An 18,807-nucleotide genomic window follows, 5' to 3' on the forward strand; every position below is an offset into this window, starting at 1 on the left:
CGCAGCACCCGTCCGGACCAACTTACCGGCAAGGGTTACTGTGGGCCGCCGCCGGACTTTCCGGATCCTCGGCGATCCTCGGATCAAGTCCGAGGACGAGGTCGGACGGACTTCAAACAGTCCGGCGAAACCATCCTTCGGGCCACCATGTGTGCCGCACAGGCACGCCCGGCGCGCTCTTTCGGGCCTCAAGAGACGAAGGCTCGGTCCGTGTGCCTTCACCTCTCCCCGTGTCGCCGGAGGGAGACCATTTTCCGCAGACCCCGATGATGAAGGTTTACGTCGTCCCTCCGCCACCAGCGCCGGCCCCGCCTCGCCGGAACGCCTTCCGGTGTATCCGATGCGGGACGGGGAATTGTAGGCATGAGGTGAGAAGGCGGGGATAAACGCCTTCGGAATTTCTCCTAACCGATTGATTTTTGGTGAGGCGGAGGCGCGCAACTTCCCCAGCCTGTCACCGGCCGGAGACCCAGGTGGGCAGATGTCGCGGCCCCGTGCCCTTTCTACTCGGCGGCGAGCAGCGGGCGTTCCTTGTCCTTCTGGTCCTCGTTGGCCATTTCTTCCTTGTGCCGGACAGCATGCGCAAGTTCCTGGTGGAACCGCTGTTCCTCCTGGACATGAGGTTTGGCAAAGCGGGCGACCAGGAGATAGGCGACAGGGGTGATGAACAGCGTGACAGCGGTGGCGAGACCGAGGCCGCCAACGATGACCCAGCCGAGCGCAATTCGTGCTTCTGCGCCGGCACCCTGAGCCAGCACCAGCGGAACGCCGCCGATAATCGTTGCGATCATCGTCATCATCACCGGACGCAGTCGTGTGGCGCAGGCCTCTTCGATCGCCTCGCGGACGCCGGCCCCGCGATCGCGAAGCTGGTTGGCGAATTCCACGATCAGGATACCGTTCTTCGCCATGACACCGACCAGCAGGACAAGGCCGATCTGGCTGTAAACGTTAAGGCTCGATCCGGTGAGCACGAGCGCGATCGCCGCGCAAGCCAGGCCCAGCGGCACGGTCGACATGATGATGATCGACGACAGCACGCTTTCGAACTGGGCAGCCAATACCAGGAAAATGATCGCGATCGCAAAGCCGAAGGTCAGCAGCATCGCATTGGAGTTTTCGCCGAGCGTCTTGGCTTCAGCCATCGGGATAAGGCGCACACCGGCCGGCAGCAGCGGCTGAGCAAGCGCTGTCACCTCTTTCACGGCATCCCCAAGCGCCACCCCGTTGGCGAGGTTGGAGGAGATGGAGACGGAGGCGAGCTGCTGCTCGCGGTTAAGCTGCGGTGCGACCGCCCCTTCCTTCAACGTCGCAATGGTCGACATCGGGACGATCTTTCCGTCGCCGGCCTTCAGGAAGATGTTCTCGAGATCCGTCGGATCGTCGACAGGCCGGGTGGTCGAGGTCAGCTTAACCGGAAGAGCGTCGCCTCCGACGAAGACATCCACCACCGAGCGTCCCTCGAGCAGCGCCTGCATGGCAGTGGACAGGCCGGTGATATCGATGCCGAGATCGGAAGCCCGCTCGCGGTCGATCGAGACCGACAGCTGTGCCTGGGTCGGCTCATTGGTGAGACGCGGCGTATCGAACAGCCGGCTCTGCTCCATCTGCGACACGAGCTTCTGGGCGGTGGAGGTCAGGACATTGTAGTCATTGCCGACCAGCGCCATCTGCAATCCGTTGCCGGCGCCGCGGATCTTCAGGCTGTTCGATTGCATGGCGAAACCACGCAGCGCCGGAACGCGTTGCGCCGCTGCGTTGATGTCGGAGGCAATCTCGTCCTGGCTCCGCGTCCGCTCATCCCACGGCGCCAGCGTCAGCACCATGAAGCCGCTGTTTGTGCTGCTGCCGAAGCCGGAAATCGAGAAGATATTGGTGATTTCGCCGGATTGGCGAAGCGGCTGCAGATTTTCCTCGATCCGCTGCATCTGGTCGCGGGTGAAGTCCAGGCTGACGCCTTGCGGCGCCGTCACCCGCAGCATGACGGAGGCGCGGTCCTCGCGCGGCGTCAGCTCGCTCTTGACGAGACCGAAGACATTGTAGGCCGCAACCGCGAAGATCACCGAAAAGACAATGACGACGAGGGGCGCATTGAGGCAGGCCCTCAGCGCCCGGGCATAGAGACCGGCAAACGCATTGCCGAACGAGCCGAGAAGTCCGTGATGCTCCTTGATCGGCTTCGTCAGCATGCGCGAGGCCAGCATCGGGCAGAGCGTCAAAGCGGTGACGGACGAGAGCGCCACCGAAAAGGCAAGCACGAAGCCGAATTCCTTGAACAGGCCGCCGATCTGGCCCGGCAAGAAGGAGAGCGGGATGAAGACGGCGGCAAGCGTTGCAGTCGTCGCGATGACCGCGAAGAAAACCTCCTGGGTGCCGAGCACCGCCGCCGCACGCGGACCCATGCCCTCGGCCCGTCGGCGGACGATGTTTTCCAGAACCACGATGGCATCGTCGACCACGAGACCGGTCGCCAGCACCACGGCGAGCAGCGTAAGGATATTGATCGAGAAGCCGACCAGGTAGATCGCCACAAGCGTGCCGATCAGTGCCACCGGCATGGTGAGCGCCGGGATGAGCGTCGCCCGCCAATCCTGCAGGAACAGGAAGATAACCACGACGACGACGACCGCTGAAAGGATCAGCGCAATTTCCACCTCGTGCAATGCCCCCTTGATGAAGGTCGCATCATCGCTGCTGACGGCGATGCGCGTGCCTTCCGGCAGAGTTTTTTGCATCTCCGCAACGGCATTCCTGACGCCTTCGGAAATGTTGAGGGTGTTCGACTGCGCCTGGCGGATGATGCCGAGGCCGACGCCCTGCACCCCGTTCGAGCGCAGCACGGTGGTGCCGTCATCGGGGCCGAGCGAGACGGTCGCCACGTCGCGGATCCGCACGTTCGGCGCGATCAGGACATTCTCGAAATCCCGCGGCGTCGTAAGGTTTGCGGTGGCACGCACGACGATGTCCTGAGTGGTGCTTTCGATCGATCCCGCCGGCACGTCGAGTGCGGCGCTGTCCAGCGCCTTGGAAACGTCGGCCACCGTCAGGCCCCGGCCGGCCAGCGCCGCCTGATCGACGTCGACGCGGAACACCTTGTCCTGGTCGCCGTAGAGCTCCACGTCGGCAACGCCTTCGACGGCGGCGAGCCGGTCGACGATCTCGTTGTTGACGAGCTGGGTGAGGTCATCCATCGACAACTTCGACGAGGTGACCGCCAGACGCATGATCGCCTCGGAATCGGCATCCGCTTTGACGATGCGCGGCTCGTCGGCGTCGTCGGGCAACTGGTTGACGACGCGGCCGACGGCATCCCGGACATCGTTTGCGGCATCGGAAAGATCGACGGAGTCGGAAAATTCCATGGTCACGCGGCTGGAGCCGAATTGCGACTGCGAGGAGAGCGCCTTTAAGCCGCTGACGCGGGCGACCGCGCCCTCGATGACCTGGGTGACCTCCTGGTCCATGGTCTGCGGCGAGGCGCCGTCATAGTCCGTCCGGACGGTAATGACCGGCTGATCGACATCCGGCAGTTCGCGCACTTCGACGCCGGCGAGCGCGGCAAGGCCCGCAACCACCAGGAGCGTGTTCAGAACCGCGGCGAGGATCGGCCGGCGGATGAAAAGTGCGGTGAAGGATTCACCGGCCTTTTCCGCACTTTTGTGTTCTGCGCTCTCGTCGCCAGCGCCTGGAAGTTCGATCCTCATTGGCGCGCCACCTCTGCCGTTTCCGGAGCTCCGGGGACGCGGACCGGCGCCCCTTCCCTCACGCGCTGCAGTCCTTCCGTCACCACCCGGTCGCCTTCCTTCAGGTCGGATTCGACAAGCACCGTATCGGGATTGCGCTGAACGACACGCACGCGGGTCTTGACCGACTTGTTGTCCTTGACCTGCCAGACATAGGAACCTTCGCCATCCCACTGGACGGCGAGCGGATCGACGGCGGGGTAGGTTTCACCTGGAAAGCGCATGCCGACGCTGAAGGCCATGCCTGCGCGCAGCACATCGCCCGGATTTTCGACCCGGGCGCGAATGCGCATGGTGCGGCTTGCCGGATCGACACGGTTGTCGATCGCCTCCACCTTGCCGGTGAAGACCTGGCCCGGGCGGGCAATCGAAGTCGCCTCGACCGGCTGGCCTGGCTCGATCGCGACGGCAAAACGTTCCGGAGCCCAGAAATCGACGAGGATCGCCGACCGGTCGTCGATGGTGACGACGCTGGTCTGGGTGGTGACATTGTCGCCGATATTGACCGCCACGATGCCGGTTATGCCGTCGATGGGTGCGACAATATCGCGACGCTTGAGATTGAGCTCGGCAGTGGAGAGCGCGAGCTTGGCCGCTTCCTCCGCGATCTGCGCATCCAGCACATCGAGGCGGGAAACCGATTGCAGGTTGCGGTAGGAGGCGGATTTTTCCTGCGCGCTTCGCAGGGCAACCTGGGCCTTGTCGCGCTCGATCACCTGCTCGTCGTCGTCGAGCCGGGCGAGAACCTGGCCCTTCACGACCTTCTGACCCGACGTCACCCTAATCTCACCGACCGTGCCGGTCGCCTGCGGCATCACGACGACCGACTGGATCGCCTCGCCGCTGCCGATCGCCGAAAGCCGGTCGTTGACCGTGCCAATGGTGACGGGCTGCACGGCGACGAGCGTCGCCCGATTGCCGCCCTGGCCACCTTGTCCGCCCTGACCGCCCTGGGCTGCTTGCGTGCGTTGACCGCCGGCCGCCGGTGCAGCAGCCCCGCCTGCCGGCTGCGGACGAATGGCGGCGACGACCTGCCCCGGCACTCCGTATCTTGTCAGCGTCTCTCCCGCGCTCGGAACCATGAAGACCCACAGGCCGAGGGCAAGGACGATGACACAAAGACACAGAAGGAGTTGTTTCCAAATCCGCATTCAATACTCCGGCAAGGCAGGCGGGATGCAAGTCGTGCGCCAAGTATCCTTTTTTGCGTGTGCACAAGCAATGGAAGAATGCCGACCTTACGGAAATGTAACCTCACGGGATTTCACGCTTTTGTTAGATCGGATGCATACATGGACTGCCAGTATCCAGTGCCGATCGAAACCTCCACCGCCGTGTCACCACAATTTGGCCCTCTCCCGCGCAGAGACTGGGAATAAAAGAGGAACATTTTCTGGTCTTTCGGGTCCGAATCATTACATTGGCCGCATGAGTAACAGTTTCGACGATATTCCGTTCTTCGACGAGGAACCGGCACCGCGCAAAGCGACCGCTCCTCAAGGAAACGGCGGGCTAGGCATTGCCGCCCGCGCCATGGCGGCCCGCGACCAGTCCCGCGCGGCACCCGACTATCTCTCCGGCCTCAATCCCGAGCAGCGCGAGGCGGTGGAGACCGTCGACGGGCCGGTTCTGGTGCTCGCCGGCGCCGGTACCGGCAAGACCCGCGTGCTGACCACCCGCATCGCCCATATCCTTGCGACCGGCCGCGCCTTCCCGAGCCAGATTCTTGCCGTCACCTTCACCAACAAGGCGGCGCGCGAGATGAAGGAGCGGATCGGCGTTTTGGTCGGCGGCGCGGTCGAGGGCATGCCCTGGCTCGGCACCTTCCACTCGATCGGCGTCAAGCTGCTCCGCCGCCACGCGGAACTTGCCGGCCTCCGCTCCGACTTCACCATTCTCGACACCGACGACGTGATCCGGCTGATCAAGCAGCTGATCCAGGCCGAGGGGCTGGACGACAAGCGCTGGCCGGCCCGCCAGTTCGCGGGCATGATCGACACCTGGAAGAACAAGGGCCTGCTGCCCGCCGACATTCCCGAAGGCGACGCACGCGCCTTTGCCAACGGCAAGGGCCGCGAGCTTTACGCCGCCTACCAGGCGCGGCTGAAGACGCTGAATGCCTGCGACTTCGGCGATCTGCTGCTGCATCCGATCGCGCTCTTCCGGCAGAACCCCGACATCCTGAAGGACTACCACAACCGGTTCCGCTATATCCTGGTGGACGAATACCAGGATACCAATACGGCGCAATATATGTGGCTGCGGCTGCTCGCGCAGCGACCGAAGGGCGTGGCGCAGAACGTCTGCTGCGTCGGTGACGACGACCAGTCGATCTATGGATGGCGCGGCGCGGAAGTGGACAATATCCTGCGCTTCGAAAAGGATTTTCCGGGCGCCAGGGTGATCAAGCTGGAGCGCAACTACCGCTCCACCGAACATATCCTCGGCGCCGCCGGCCATCTGATCGCCCATAACGAAGGCCGGCTCGGCAAGACGCTCTTCACCGACCGGGTGAACCCGGACGACGAGAAGGTGATGGTGCATGCCGCATGGGATTCGGAGGAAGAGGCGCGCGCCGTCGGCGAGGAGATCGAACGGCTTCAGCGCGGCGATTCCGACGGCAAGAAACATGCGCTGAACGACATGGCGATCCTGGTGCGCGCCTCTTTCCAGATGCGCGAGTTCGAAGACCGGTTCGTGACGCTCGGCCTCAACTACCGGGTCATCGGCGGCCCGCGCTTCTACGAACGGCTCGAAATCCGCGATGCCATGGCCTATTTCCGCCTCGTCTGCCAGCCGGCCGACGATCTGGCCTTCGAACGGATCGTCAATACGCCCAAACGCGGCCTCGGCGACACGACCGTGCGCTACCTGCACGACTATGCCCGCGCCCGCGACGTGCCGATGCTTGCCGCCTCCACCGAGATCATCGAGACGGACGAACTGAAGCCGAAGGCGCGCAAGGCGCTGTTCGACGTGGTGCAGAGTTTCAGGAACTGGCAGACGCGCCTCGAAACCACGCCGCATACCGAGCTTGCCGAACAGATCCTCGAAGAGTCCGGCTATACGGATATGTGGAAGAACGACAAGTCGGCGGAAGCGCCGGGGCGGCTCGAAAACCTCAAGGAACTCGTCCGCTCGATGGAAGCCTTCGAGTCGATGCGCGGGTTCCTCGAACACGTCTCGCTTGTCATGGATGCCGAGCAGAACGAGGACATGGATGCCGTCTCGATCATGACGCTGCATTCGGCCAAGGGGCTCGAATTCGACACGGTTTTCCTGCCCGGCTGGGAGGAAGGGCTTTTCCCTCACCAGCGGGCGCTCGACGAAGGCGGCCGCTCGGGGCTGGAGGAGGAACGCCGCCTCGCCTATGTGGGTATCACCCGCGCCAAGCACCGCTGCCACATCTGGTTCGTCTCGAACCGCCGCATCCATGGCCTCTGGCAATCCACCATGCCGTCGCGCTTCCTCGACGAACTGCCGCAGGCGCATGTGGATGTCGCGGTGGCCGAGAGCAATTACGGCGGCTACGGCGGGCGCGGCGGCTACGGCCAGTCGCGCTTCGACAAGGCCGATCCCTTCGCCAATTCCTATTCGACGCCGGGCTGGAAACGCGCTCAAGCGAACAAGACCGACGCCACCCGCGACAACTGGGGCACCCGCTCCGGCCACGCGGTCGAACGCATCGGCTACGGCGAAAGCGGCCCGCGCGGCCGCACGATCGAAGGCGAAATGGTGGCGAAATCCGTGGCCGACACGCCGTCCCAATTCTCCGTCGGCGACCGCGTCTTCCACATCAAATTCGGGAATGGGAATATCTCGGCCATCGAAGGCAACAAGCTGACGATCGATTTCGATCGGGCGGGTCAGAAGCGGGTGCTTGAGGGGTTTGTGGAGCGGGTGTGACATTCCGATCAAGGAACATCGATGCGGGCGCATAGCCTAAATCACTTCAAATCGATAATGGCTGGCAAGTTCTTTGTAGCGCCGGCGGACAAGAACTACTTCTTGGCTCGGTGGGCAAGAATCCACGGATTTGGCGATGAATTTTACTGGCAAAGCTTACAGGCTATCGAAAAATATCTAAAAGCCTCACTTGTAGTGAATGATATAACAGCAAAAAGATATGGTCATCAGATAACTCGACTGTTCGAAAAGCATCTCGATTTATTTGAAAATGAAACAATTAGAAAATTCAAGAAGCCTAAAGACGTTCACTCACGATATTGGGATAATGAAACTGTTCCATCCTTCATAAAAAGGATTAATATTCAAGGTGATCCTGACAGTAGATATGGAATGGTGTCATGGTACCACACACCAAATGACCTTTTCAAACTGGATCAATTAGTCTTCAGAATACGGAGACTCACCGTCGGACTTGATTGGATCATCGGATTAGATTGGGAGGTTGACGAAGAATTTTCGAAATATAACGGAAATACTTTGCGCAAGCTGATCGTTGACTACCCGTATCATCAGATCAGACCCGTTATAAACTTGCCAAGGTATCCCACAAATTTGGCTGGAAACGCTCTCTCTGATGTCCTTCATGCTTGGAATTTCAGCTTCGTCCGGGATCTCGAAGATCTCGAGAAGCCCGCACCGTCGACGGTAGCTCCAAGTATAGGACCATTTGAAAATTCGTACATATATCTCTTATGGGAATATATTCATCATGAGGGTTCCAAGGATGACCCTTACATAGTTGATGGCATAAAATGGCTCACTGGACATGTTTCCCTAGGCAAACCAACTGAGGACGCCTTCATCTCCCGCCTCGCCCAATTGGCTAGAATGCAGAAGCCGCCCAGCTTTAATGGAGAGGATGGGTAGCGTCTAAAACCTCCTCAAGATGCCTAGGCAACCCCACCCTGCCCCTCCGCACTTCGCTGATCGGCGGCACGGGGGTGTCCATCGCGAGTGCCGTCATGCCGGTGTAGGATTTGGCGGCGGGGGCGGAAAAGCCGAGGGAGCGGAAGGTTTCTTCCCATTTGTCGCGCGGCGTGGTGACGACCTTGACGGGGCGTTCGAGCCGTTCTGCAAAGGCGGCCGCGACATCGGCTGGGGTGTAGCGCTCGGGGCCTTCGACATGGAGCAGCCGGGTTTCGCCGGCCGGCTCGGTCATCAGGTCGGCGGCGGCCTCTCCCAGATCCTGCGGCGCCACCATCGGCAGGCGGAAATCGGCCGGGAAGAAGCTGTGAAGCACGCCGTCCGTCTTCGCCGTTTCGAGGCTCATCTCCCAGTTGGTCATGTAATAGGCGGCGCGCAGGATGCTTGCCGGGATCGGCTGGCGCTTCAGGCCCTCCTCCAACTCATAGAGCGTGCCGAGATCGCCGATATGTTCGCCCTTGCGGGCGCCGTAGGTGGAATGGCCGACGATCTTTTCGAGGCCGGAGCCTTCGATCGCCGCGAGGATCGAAGCGATCGTCTTCTTTTCCTCGGCATCGGTATCGGTCTTCGGCGAGGCCGACGGGTTGAGGATGTAGAGCCGCCTGCCCTGAGCGAAAATCTTCTGGAGAGCTTTGGTGTCGTGAACGTCCGCGACCCCCACTTCGGCGCCGAGCTGCCGCAACCTTTCCGCCTTGTCGGCATGGCGAGCAACGACCGTGACCGCTTCGCCGCGCGCAAGAAGAGCTTTTGCGGTCGCCGAACCCGCACGGCCCGTTCCGCCGAGAATGATGTGCATCACTGCCTCCTGATGTTTACAACGAGAAATCGCTGGAACGTGTCATTGTTCCTCCGTGCTTGCGGCTTTGCCTCTGCCCGGCTACCTCTCTTTCGGCACGGCGTCGAGGAGGCAGCATGTATCTCACCAATCACGACCTGATCGAGCTTACCGCCTGGCGGCAGAAGCTGCATGCGATGCCGGAGGTGTCCGGCCAGGAGATCGCGACGGCTGCCGAAGTGCAGGCATTTCTGGCCGGGACGAGCCCGGACCGGGTGATCTCCGGCCTTGGCGGTACCGGCGTGGCTGTCATCTACGACAGCGGCGCGCCCGGGCCGGTGCTACTCTTCCGTGCCGAGCTCGACGCGCTGCCGATCGAGGAGACGGGCACGCCCGTGCACCGATCGCGATTGCCCGGCAAGGGACATATGTGCGGCCATGACGGGCATATGGCGACGCTGGCGGCGCTCGGGCGCCATTTCGGCCGGCAGCGACCGGCGCGAGGGCGGGTCATCCTGCTCTTCCAGCCGGCGGAGGAGACCGGCGCAGGTGCCGCCGCGGTGATCGCCGACGAGCGGTTCGCCGAGCTTTCGCCGGACTACAGCTTTTCGCTCCACAACATGCCGGGCCTGCCGCTCGGCCATGCCTGGCTGAAGGACGGGGTGGTGAACTGCGCCTCGCGCGGCTTGAAGATCAGCCTGTCAGGCCGAACGGCGCATGCCTCCGCGCCGGAAACGGGCATTTCCCCGGTGCCGGCGGTGGCGAAGCTGATGCCGGCGCTGACGGGCTTGAGCGGCGGAAGGATCGCAACCGAAGATCTGGTGCTCGCGACAGTGACGCATGCGTCAGTCGGCGAGCCCGCCTTCGGCATCGCGCCGGGTCACGCGGAAATCTGGGTGACGCTCAGGACGATGACGGACGGCAAGATGCAGGCCCTGGTGGATGCCGCCGAGGCGCTGGTCGGCCAAGCTGCAGCGGAAGGAGGCCTGGAATACGGTTTCGAATACCACGACATTTTCAGCCATTGCGAGAACCACCCGGAGGCCGCCGCATTGCTGAGGGCCGCGATGGAGGCGGAAGGCGTATCGCACGAGCCGGGAGAAGCCTTCCGGGCTTCGGAGGATTTCGGCCGGTTCGCGGGCGTGTCGAAATCGGCGATGTTCTTTCTCGGCGCCGGCGAGCGCCATCCGGCGCTCCACAATCCCGACTACGACTTTCCCGACGACCTGATCCCGATCGGGGCCAAGGTATTCCTACGGGTGGCGCGGGATATTCTCGGATGAGCGACGCCGATCAGGCGTCGCTGCCGCTGAAGAGCTTGGCGATGAAGTTGTCGCCGCCGCCACCGCTGCCCGGGCGCTTGCCGTCCCACTTGGGCACGATCACCATATGGGTGATTTCGCCGCGCTGGAACGCCTTCAGGAAGCGGTCATAGTCGGCAAAGGCCACGCAGCCGTGCGAGTCGCCGCGCACACGCAGCAGAAAGCTGTGCGCCAAAAGCCCGGTGCGGTTCTGCGGATGCCTGCCGTCGACGGATGTCAGGCGGATCGCGGCCACGCCATGGAAGAGCTTTTCGCGCATGGAGAGCTTGTAGGTGCCGGGCGGCGTCGGGCCGCGCATCTTCACATGCGTGAATTTCGGGTTGTCGCGCATGCTGCCGATGCCTGAATGCGCTTCGAGCTTCGTGCCGTTCGGCATGTGAACGACGGCATTGCTGATGTCGTAGATCGCAACCTTGGTGCCGATACCCGGCCATTTCGGCGCAGGACCCGGACGCGCAGGCGTGTCGCGCAGGGGATTGTCGGGCTTGGCGAAGGCAAGCGCCGTCGGCTTGTCGTCCTCGGCAGGCTGCGCCGGCTTCTGCGGCGCGACGGCGGCAATCGCAGCCAGCGCGCTCGGCTTGGCCGGCCGGCCCGGGAAGGCAGACGACGGGCGGATGACCGGAAGTGGGCCAGCCTTCGGAAGCGCATGGGCTTCGGCGGGCGCCGGCTCGTCGGTCGCCTCGACGGCGGCCTCTTCCAAGGTGTCGGCATTGTCTTCGACAGCCGTTTCCTCGAGCGCGGCCATCTCGACCGGCTTCATGTCCTTCAGTTGTGCAACGGAGGTGGCAGGCGCGACATCCTGGATGAGGTCAGGCATGACCTCGTCGCCGCGCGGGGCAACCACGACCAGGCTTTCCATCGCCGGTGCCAGCGCCGCGCGGATGGCCTCGGCGCCAGGGCGCCGGTTTGCCAGCGCTGCGAACTGCCGTTCGCTCTCGGCGTGACGGTTGGCCTTGGCGAGCAAGGCGCCCAGCATCTGCCTGGCGCTGGAGCGATCCGGCTTCCGCGCTTCGAGCGCCGCAACATCGGCGCCGTCGAGACGTCTGCTCTTCGGGCTGGCCGGAGAACCGTCGGAAAGACGGGAAAATTTGGAAACATCGATCTCGCGCGCGGCTGGCGCCGCGGGCGCAACAGCAGGAGCAATTGGCTTGGCGAGGGCAATCTCGAACTTGACATCCGCCGTGGATTTGACTGCCGTCGCCATGGTGGCCACCGAAGCGCCGACAAGCGCCACCATCGTCAGCCCGAGGCCGACTGCGACATTCGTCAGGAGAGAGCGGGATTTCTTGCGGCGCTGCGGCGCCTTGCGTGCCTGTTTGCCATTCGCGGAAGCCTGGACCGTACGCGCCATCACTTGTTACCCGAACCGTTACCCACACGGGCGGAGAACACTTGCGCGTCGCCGCCGATACAACCGAGGCAGGACACAGCTGAAGATGTGTACCGGTCCATGCCTGAGGACTGCCGGTGAGAATGAACGATTATGGTAACCAATGTCTTTACGCCCGCCCCGATTTGGTTTCGGTGGTGCACATAAAAGCGCATGCCGCCAGAAGTTTAGCCGAAATATGGCGTTAAGGTGTTTGTGGTATGCGAAACTGTGACAGTCAATACTTCGGCCACTGCAGGAGGGGCCAAATCCACAGCCAGTGTTGCCTTATTGCCGCATGGCAGCCACAATCTGTGCCGTATCGGCCAGGATCGAATCACCCATAAACGCAATATTTTCCATGGCGCGCTCAGCAGCTTCCGCATGACCTGCTCCGCAGGCATCGCGGATGACGATCGGGACAAGCCCCAGATCGCATCCGTGACGGACGGTCGGATCGATGCCGATTTCGGTGGCGACGCCGCAGATCGCAAACGATGTCAGGCCGAGATCACGCAGGATGATCGCCAGCGGCGTGCCTTCGAAGGCGGAAAAGGTGATCTTGTCGAGAACCGCCTCGTCGGCGGTCGGTTCCAGTTCCGGGGCGATAGCAAAGCCCGGCGAATCGCGCAGGAACCACGGATGCACGGCATCCGGATCCTCGGTCCGCTGCCAGGCCATCGCCTGGCGCATCTGGAACTGCCCCATCAGCGGCTTCGGCATCGACAGGTGCCGAAAAAAGATGACCGGGAAGCCGGCCGCACGCGCCGCGTCCAAAACCGTCTTCACCTTGGCCGTGATGGCCGCCCCATCCTTGAGCTGGTGCAGGATACCGACCTGCATGTCGTAGACGACGAGCGCCATCCGGTCCGGGCGACAGAAATCCTCAAGCGTCCTGCCAATCTTCTGCGCCATCGGCTACCCTCCCGTTTTTTGTTCCGGAGGACTCAATAGCAAAGAAACGGAAGAGGCGCGACAGGGATAGACGCCGGTCAACCGGCGCGTTGTCTCCGCCGGTCAGACCCGAGCAGCAATCCGGTACGTCAACAAGACCTCCCGGATTGCCAAAAGCAAGGATGATGTCAGCCGTTGACGACCATCCGCTTCTCGTCGCGGCCGCTCTTCATCCTCTCTGCGAGGAGGAAGGCGAGTTCGAGTGCCTGGTCCGCGTTGAGGCGCGGGTCGCAGTGGGTGTGATAGCGGTCGTGCAGATCCTCAGCCGTGACGGCGCGGGCGCCGCCCGTGCATTCGGTCACGTCCTTGCCGGTCATCTCGACATGGATGCCGCCCGGATGGGTGCCTTCGGCACGATGGATCTGGAAGAAGCTCTCGACTTCCGACAGGACGCGCTCGAAGGGCCGCGTCTTGTAGTTGTTCAAGGTGATCGTGTTGCCGTGCATCGGATCGCAGGACCAGACGACCTTCCTGCCTTCCCGCTCGACGGCGCGGATGAGCTTCGGCAGGCTGTCGGCGACCTTGTCGTAGCCGAACCGGCAGATGAGCGTCAGGCGACCGGCCTCGTTGGTCGGATTTAGGGCATCGATCAGCTCGATCAGATTGTCGGGCTGAAGCGACGGGCCGCATTTCAAGCCGATCGGGTTCTTGATGCCGCGGAAATATTCCACATGCGCGTGATCGAGCTGGCGGGTGCGGTCGCCGATCCAGATCATGTGACCGGATGTGGCGTACCAGTCGCCGGAGGTCGAATCGACGCGGGTGAGTGCTTCTTCATAACCAAGCAGCAACGCTTCATGGCTGGTGAAGAAGTCGGTTTCGCGCAGGCTCGGATTGTTCTCGGAAGAGATTCCGATCGCCTGCATGAAGTCCATGGTTTCGCTGATGCGATCGGCGAGCTTGCGGTACCGTTCACCCTGCGGGCTGTCCTTTACGAAGCCCAGCATCCATTTGTGGACGTTTTCCAGGTTTGCGTATCCGCCCATCGCGAAAGCGCGCAGGAGGTTCAGCGTCGCGGCCGACTGACGGTAGGCGTCGAGCTGGCGCTCCGGGTTCGGCGTGCGTGCGTCCTTCGTGAACTCGATGCCGTTGATGATGTCGCCGCGGTAGGACGGCAGTTCGACATCGCCCTGCTTTTCGATGTTCGACGAACGTGGCTTGGCGAACTGTCCGGCGATGCGGCCGACCTTCACGACAGGCAATTGCGCGCCGAAAGTCAGCACGACGGCCATCTGCAGGAAGGAGCGGAAGAAGTCGCGGATATTGTCGGCGCCGTGTTCGGCAAAGCTTTCGGCGCAATCGCCGCCCTGCAGGAGGAAGGCGTTGCCTTCCGCGACGTTTGCGAGCTGCTTCTTCAGGCGGCGGGCTTCACCGGCAAAAACGAGCGGCGGAAAGGTCGCGAGCTGAGCTTCCGTCGCCGCCAGCGCGGCCGCGTCCGGATAATCGGGGACCTGCTGGATCGGTTTCTGCCGCCAACTGTTCGGGGTCCAATTCTGTGCCATCTCACTCACCTGTTACGGCCCGGCACCGAAGGCCGGGCGACCGCCCGTTAAAATAGGGGCGGCTTATAAACCTTAATAGAGGGTTTGCATAGCCGCCCTCGGCCCTAGAGCATCTCCGTCTTTCTGCTCGCCACCGACATGCTCTATCTTTTCGTTTTGATGCGCTTCCGGACGGAAAAACCGCTTCGCACTTTTCCTGGAACCGCTCTAGATACGCTCGCCGTTCCTGACCCGGTAGCTCGGATTATACATCGTGACGAGCTCTTCGGCTGCCGTCGGATGCACGGCCATTGTACGATCGAAATCGTCCTTGGTCACGCCCGCTTTCAGGGAGATACCAAGAAGCTGCGCCATTTCGCCTGCGTCGTGCCCGAGCACATGCGCGCCGACGACCTTGCGGCTTGCCGCATCGACGATGAGCTTCATGATCATCTTTTCCGCCCGCCCGGAAAGCGTCGCCTTCATCGGTCGGAACTCGGCGCGATAGACTTCCAGTTCCGGGTAACGCTTCGCCGCCGCCTCTTCCGACAGGCCGACCGTGCCGATTTCCGGCTGTGAGAAGACGGCGGTCGCGATCAGATCATGGTCCGGGGTCGTTGGATTGTCCTTGTAAGCGGTCTCGATGAAGCACATGGCTTCGTGGATCGCCACCGGCGTCAGCTGTACCCGGTCGGTGACATCGCCAAGCGCATAGATATTCGGGACGCTCGTGCGGGAATATTCATCGACGACGATTGCGCCGCGTTCATCCATCTCGACGCCGGCCGCTTCGAGCCCGAGGCCGGTGGTGTTCGGATCCCGGCCAAGCGCCAGCATCACGGTGTCGACCGCTATGGTTTCGCCGCAGAGCGTCCTTGCCACGAGGCCGCCGGCCGGCGCCTTGGTCACCTCCTCGATGACATCCGTCAGAACGATGCGGATGCCCTTTTCGACCATCGCCTTGTGCAGGCCCTGGCGCATGTCCTGGTCGAACCGCGACAGGATTTCCTTGCCCCGGTAGATGAGCGTGGTGTCGACGCCGAGACCGTGGAAGATGTTGGCGAATTCGACGGCGATATACCCGCCGCCCGCAATCAGGATCGAGCGTGGGAGCTCTGGCAGATCGAAGGCCTCGTTCGAGGAAATGCAGAGCTCGTGTCCGGGCAAGGCGACGTGCGGATTGGGCGCTCCGCCGGTTGCAATGACGATCTTTTCAGCCGTCACGGTCCTGCCGGTCTTTACCAGCCGGACGGTATGGGCATCGACCAGTTCGGCGCGAGTTTCGAGAATCTCGGCGCCATTGTTTTCCAGCCCGCGACGATAGAGACCCTCGAGGCGCGCGATTTCCTTATCCTTGGCAGCGATGAGTTTTTTCCAGTCGAAGGTGCTTTCTCCGACCTGCCAGCCGTATCCGGCCGCATCCTCAAAATGCTCATGATACTGCGAGGCGTAGACGAACAGCTTTTTGGGAACGCAACCGCGAATAACGCAGGTTCCGCCGAACCGGTATTCTTCGGCGATCGCGACGCGCTTGCCGAGAGAGGCGGCGATGCGCCCTGCCCTGACCCCGCCTGATCCGCCACCGATTACAAACAGATCATAGTCATAGGCGGTCATCGGCAATCTCCTTGAGCAGGCGGCGGGATGGCTCCCATATAAGTTCCCGCTCTGAAAAGCAAAAGCCCGGATCGCTCCGGGCTTCGACAAAATCATCAACCGGCGAGAAGCCCTCAGGGCTTCGGAGCGGGTGCCGGGGCAGGCTTGGCGGCGGGTGCCGGAGCAGGCTTTGCCGGGGCAGCAGCCGGAGCGGCGGGTTTGGCCGGTGCTGCAGCTGGAGCAGCCGGCTTGGCGGGAGCTGCCGGCTTTGCCGGTACGGGCGCCGCTGCCTGTGCTTCGGGCTGCACCGGTTCGACAACCGGCGCCTGGATTGGCGTTGCGTCGATGATACCGCGCAGCTTTTCGGTGCTCTGGTTGGTCAGATCTCTCGAAATGCCGTTTGCCCAGATTTCCGCGGCCTTGGCCATTTCGCGGGACACGAGCGGCTGGGCGGTGAGAAGCTTCTTGCCGCCTTCGGTGTTGAAGAAGGCCGCGATCGCCTTCAGTTCGTCGATCGAGAAGCTCTTTGCGTAGATGGTCGCTGCTTCCTTTTCGAGGTCGGCGCGACGCGGCGCCAGCGCCAGCGCCTGTTCGTCGACAACGCTGCCAATCTGTTCCTGGAAGTTCGGAGAGGCCTGAATATACTGCGCCTTCAGCCGCTCAGCGAGGTTCGGCAGGATATTGTCGTAACGATCCGTGACGTTCAGCGAAGCGATCGCCTCCCGTGCAGCGGCGAGCTGGGCCTCCGACACTTCTTGCGCGCGGGCGGATACCGTAAGGGCGCCGGAGAAGAGAACCGCCAATGCGGCGGCACGGCCGAGAACAGCGAATCTGATCATAAGTTGGTTGCTCCTAGTTTACTTCGCCTTAAGCGTCCGCGCTCCTGCCGGACCGGCAATGATCGCAAAGGACGCCATATGGATGAACAGCCCGTGTTCCACGACACCGGGAATGGAATTCAGCTCTCTCGAGAGAGCCTCTGCATCAGGAATGCGGCCAAAAGATGCGTCGAAAATATGGTGGCCACCATCCGTCATGAAGGTATCGTCGCCCGATTTGCGGAGCTTCAGCTCGCCGCTGAGGCCAAGCTTTGCCGCCACTTTTTCGATCGCGATACGGGTCGCAGCCTCACCGAAAGGATTGACCTCGATCGGCAGAGGAAAGGCGCCGAGCGTCTCGACGAGCTTGCTCTCGTCGGCAATGACGATCATGCGGCCCGATGCTGCCGCGACGATCTTCTCGCGCAGCAATGCTCCGCCGCCACCCTTGATGAGGGTCAGGTTTTCATCGACCTCGTCGGCCCCGTCGATGGTCAGATCGAGTTCGGGAAGCTCGTCGAGCGATTTCAGCGGGATCCCCAGCTCGACGCAAAGCCTGGCCGTCCGTTCGGAAGTCGGAACGCCTTCGACCTTCAATCCCTCATGGACCTTTTCGGCTAGCAGCCTCACGAATTCCTCGGCTGTCGAACCAGTACCGATGCCGAGCCTCATGCCGTCTTCGACATACGCCAGTGCAGCCTCGGCCGCCTTGACCTTCATTTCCCGGGCGTCCATCCGCCACAAGCTCCCCGCTGTTTTCGCCGAGAGGCTGTTTACACGCCTCCTCCCGCAAGCGAAAGTCCCCCTGCCCGGTTTTGGACCGGCTTTTAAGGCGGGCGCGAATCTCGCATATTTGCTTTTCGCAACCGCATTCCTTAAGGCGGGCAATGTCCCGACACCATTTGCGAGGTTTCATTGACCGCTCCACTCGTCATTTTCGACCTCGACGGCACGCTGATCGATACTGCGCCCGACCTGATCGACAGCCTCAATCATACGATCACCGGGGCCGGACTCGCCCCTGTCACCTTCGATGATCTGACGCATCTTGTCGGCCAGGGCGGACGGGTGATGATCCGGCGGGCCTTCGATCTCAGGAAAACGCCTATCGACGAGCGGGAAACCGACCGGCTGTTTGCCTATTTCATCGACCACTACAAGAACCATCTGCCGGGCAAGAGCCGCCCCTATCCGGGCATCATCGAATGCCTCGACCGGCTGGCGGATGCCGGGATGCGGCTTGCGATCTGCACCAACAAGATCGAGCAGCTTGCGTTTCCGCTGATGGAGCGTCTGGATTTGTCGAGGCGGTTCGCGGTGATGACGGGCGGCGATACGTTTTCGGTCCGCAAGCCGGACGGCCGTCATATCCTCGGCACGATCGAGCGGGCCGGCGGCGAACCCGCGCTCAGCGTGATGGTCGGGGACAGTGTCAACGACATCATGGCGGCCCAGAATGCGGGGGTTTCCTCGATCGCGGTCGATTTCGGCTATTCGGACGTGCCCGTCCAAACCCTCAATCCGGATCACGTCATCAGCGCCTATGACGACCTGACGGCGGATGTGGTGCATGCCCTGATCGGCGCCGACACCAAGCGCGCGGCCCCGGCCAAACAAGCGGTCAAATAAAAAGCAACGGTGTTAGGTGTCAATCGCGTTAGCGTGGTGTTCCCGCATTCTTGCGTTGAGGATGATGATCATCTTTCGCATGACGGCGACGAGCGCGACTTTGCCGGGTTTTCCTTTCGATTTCAGCTTTTCGAAGAAAGCTCTGATGTCGGGATCGAAGCGGATTGCCGGCAGGGCTGCGATGTAGAGGGCATCGCGAACCGGTTTTCGACCGCCGGCAATCATGC

13 protein-coding genes and 1 pseudogene are annotated in these 18,807 nt (G+C 62.3%); 4 read left to right on the forward strand and 10 right to left on the reverse strand.

Annotation, left to right across the window (positions count from 1 at the left end):
- Window positions 1-503: 503 nt before the first annotated feature.
- Window positions 504-3,704, reverse strand: coding sequence for an efflux RND transporter permease subunit (locus C5L12_RS20100; RefSeq protein WP_245422977.1), 3,201 nt, complete (start codon window positions 3,702-3,704; stop codon window positions 504-506).
- Window positions 3,701-4,894 (reverse strand): efflux RND transporter periplasmic adaptor subunit, encoded by a 1,194-nt coding sequence (locus C5L12_RS20105; RefSeq protein ID WP_105373839.1) that lies wholly within the window; start codon window positions 4,892-4,894, stop codon window positions 3,701-3,703. The genes C5L12_RS20100 and C5L12_RS20105 overlap by 4 nt, the downstream gene beginning before the upstream one ends.
- Before the next feature lie 277 nt (window positions 4,895-5,171).
- Between C5L12_RS20105 and C5L12_RS20110 the strand changes: the two genes are divergently transcribed.
- Both C5L12_RS20110 and C5L12_RS20115 read left to right on the forward strand, forming a co-directional pair.
- On the forward strand, window positions 5,172-7,649 hold the full coding sequence (locus C5L12_RS20110; protein ID WP_105373840.1) for an ATP-dependent helicase: 2,478 nt from the start codon (window positions 5,172-5,174) through the stop codon (window positions 7,647-7,649).
- A gap of 57 nt (window positions 7,650-7,706) precedes the next feature.
- A complete protein-coding gene (locus C5L12_RS20115) occupies window positions 7,707-8,579 on the forward strand; it encodes a HEPN domain-containing protein (RefSeq protein ID WP_157949090.1) in 873 nt (290 codons plus the stop codon).
- On the opposite strand, the gene C5L12_RS20120 is transcribed toward C5L12_RS20115, so the two are convergent.
- On the reverse strand, window positions 8,560-9,432 hold the full coding sequence (locus C5L12_RS20120) for an NmrA family NAD(P)-binding protein (RefSeq protein WP_105373842.1): 873 nt from the start codon (window positions 9,430-9,432) through the stop codon (window positions 8,560-8,562). The two genes, C5L12_RS20115 and C5L12_RS20120, sit on opposite strands and share 20 nt — an antisense overlap.
- Before the next feature lie 116 nt (window positions 9,433-9,548).
- Between C5L12_RS20120 and C5L12_RS20125 the strand changes: the two genes are divergently transcribed.
- Window positions 9,549-10,694, forward strand: a complete 1,146-nt coding sequence (locus C5L12_RS20125) for an amidohydrolase (RefSeq protein WP_105373843.1) — start codon at window positions 9,549-9,551, stop codon at window positions 10,692-10,694.
- A 10-nt stretch (window positions 10,695-10,704) separates the two neighbouring features.
- Here the strand turns inward: C5L12_RS20125 and C5L12_RS20130 are convergent, their stop codons facing one another.
- The 6 genes from C5L12_RS20130 to rpiA form a co-directional block, all read right to left on the reverse strand.
- Window positions 10,705-12,084 (reverse strand): DUF2778 domain-containing protein, encoded by a 1,380-nt coding sequence (locus C5L12_RS20130; RefSeq protein ID WP_105373844.1) that lies wholly within the window; start codon window positions 12,082-12,084, stop codon window positions 10,705-10,707.
- Window positions 12,085-12,390: 306 nt separating this feature from the next.
- Entirely contained in the window at window positions 12,391-13,017 is a 627-nt protein-coding gene (locus C5L12_RS20135; protein ID WP_105373845.1) for a cysteine hydrolase family protein, read from the reverse strand.
- Window positions 13,018-13,184: 167 nt separating this feature from the next.
- Entirely contained in the window at window positions 13,185-14,558 is a 1,374-nt protein-coding gene (locus C5L12_RS20140; protein ID WP_105373846.1) for a class II 3-deoxy-7-phosphoheptulonate synthase, read from the reverse strand.
- Between the two features lie 207 nt (window positions 14,559-14,765).
- On the reverse strand, window positions 14,766-16,154 hold the full coding sequence (gene gor / locus C5L12_RS20145) for a glutathione-disulfide reductase (protein ID WP_105373847.1): 1,389 nt from the start codon (window positions 16,152-16,154) through the stop codon (window positions 14,766-14,768).
- A gap of 113 nt (window positions 16,155-16,267) precedes the next feature.
- Complete coding sequence (locus C5L12_RS20150; RefSeq protein ID WP_105373848.1) at window positions 16,268-16,972, reverse strand: DUF2059 domain-containing protein; 705 nt, start codon at window positions 16,970-16,972, stop codon at window positions 16,268-16,270.
- Window positions 16,973-16,990: 18 nt separating this feature from the next.
- Window positions 16,991-17,686, reverse strand: coding sequence for a ribose-5-phosphate isomerase RpiA (rpiA, locus tag C5L12_RS20155; RefSeq protein WP_105373849.1), 696 nt, complete (start codon window positions 17,684-17,686; stop codon window positions 16,991-16,993).
- 180 nt (window positions 17,687-17,866) lie between these two features.
- Between rpiA and C5L12_RS20160 the strand changes: the two genes are divergently transcribed.
- A complete protein-coding gene (locus C5L12_RS20160; RefSeq protein WP_105373850.1) occupies window positions 17,867-18,580 on the forward strand; it encodes an HAD family hydrolase in 714 nt (237 codons plus the stop codon).
- A gap of 12 nt (window positions 18,581-18,592) precedes the next feature.
- Here C5L12_RS20160 and C5L12_RS20165 read toward each other — a convergent pair.
- Window positions 18,593-18,807, reverse strand: a pseudogene (locus tag C5L12_RS20165) (IS110 family transposase); the annotation flags it as partial.

It is taken from the genome of Neorhizobium huautlense (assembly GCF_002968575.1).
Lineage (GTDB): Bacteria > Pseudomonadota > Alphaproteobacteria > Rhizobiales > Rhizobiaceae > Neorhizobium > Neorhizobium huautlense.

Bases quoted from the DNA above. Each gene is read 5' to 3' on its own strand.
- C5L12_RS20100 (WP_245422977.1), bottom strand. From the start codon at position 3,704: ATGAGGATCGAACTTCCAGGCGCTGGCGACGAGAGCGCAGAACACAAA.
- C5L12_RS20105 (WP_105373839.1), bottom strand. From the start codon at position 4,894: ATGCGGATTTGGAAACAACTCCTTCTGTGTCTTTGTGTCATCGTCCTT.
- C5L12_RS20110 (WP_105373840.1), top strand. From the start codon at position 5,172: ATGAGTAACAGTTTCGACGATATTCCGTTCTTCGACGAGGAACCGGCA.
- C5L12_RS20115 (WP_157949090.1), top strand. From the start codon at position 7,707: ATGGCTGGCAAGTTCTTTGTAGCGCCGGCGGACAAGAACTACTTCTTG.
- C5L12_RS20120 (WP_105373842.1), bottom strand. From the start codon at position 9,432: ATGCACATCATTCTCGGCGGAACGGGCCGTGCGGGTTCGGCGACCGCA.
- C5L12_RS20125 (WP_105373843.1), top strand. From the start codon at position 9,549: ATGTATCTCACCAATCACGACCTGATCGAGCTTACCGCCTGGCGGCAG.
- C5L12_RS20130 (WP_105373844.1), bottom strand. From the start codon at position 12,084: ATGGCGCGTACGGTCCAGGCTTCCGCGAATGGCAAACAGGCACGCAAG.
- C5L12_RS20135 (WP_105373845.1), bottom strand. From the start codon at position 13,017: ATGGCGCAGAAGATTGGCAGGACGCTTGAGGATTTCTGTCGCCCGGAC.
- C5L12_RS20140 (WP_105373846.1), bottom strand. From the start codon at position 14,558: ATGGCACAGAATTGGACCCCGAACAGTTGGCGGCAGAAACCGATCCAG.
- gor (WP_105373847.1), bottom strand. From the start codon at position 16,154: ATGACCGCCTATGACTATGATCTGTTTGTAATCGGTGGCGGATCAGGC.
- C5L12_RS20150 (WP_105373848.1), bottom strand. From the start codon at position 16,972: ATGATCAGATTCGCTGTTCTCGGCCGTGCCGCCGCATTGGCGGTTCTC.
- rpiA (WP_105373849.1), bottom strand. From the start codon at position 17,686: ATGGACGCCCGGGAAATGAAGGTCAAGGCGGCCGAGGCTGCACTGGCG.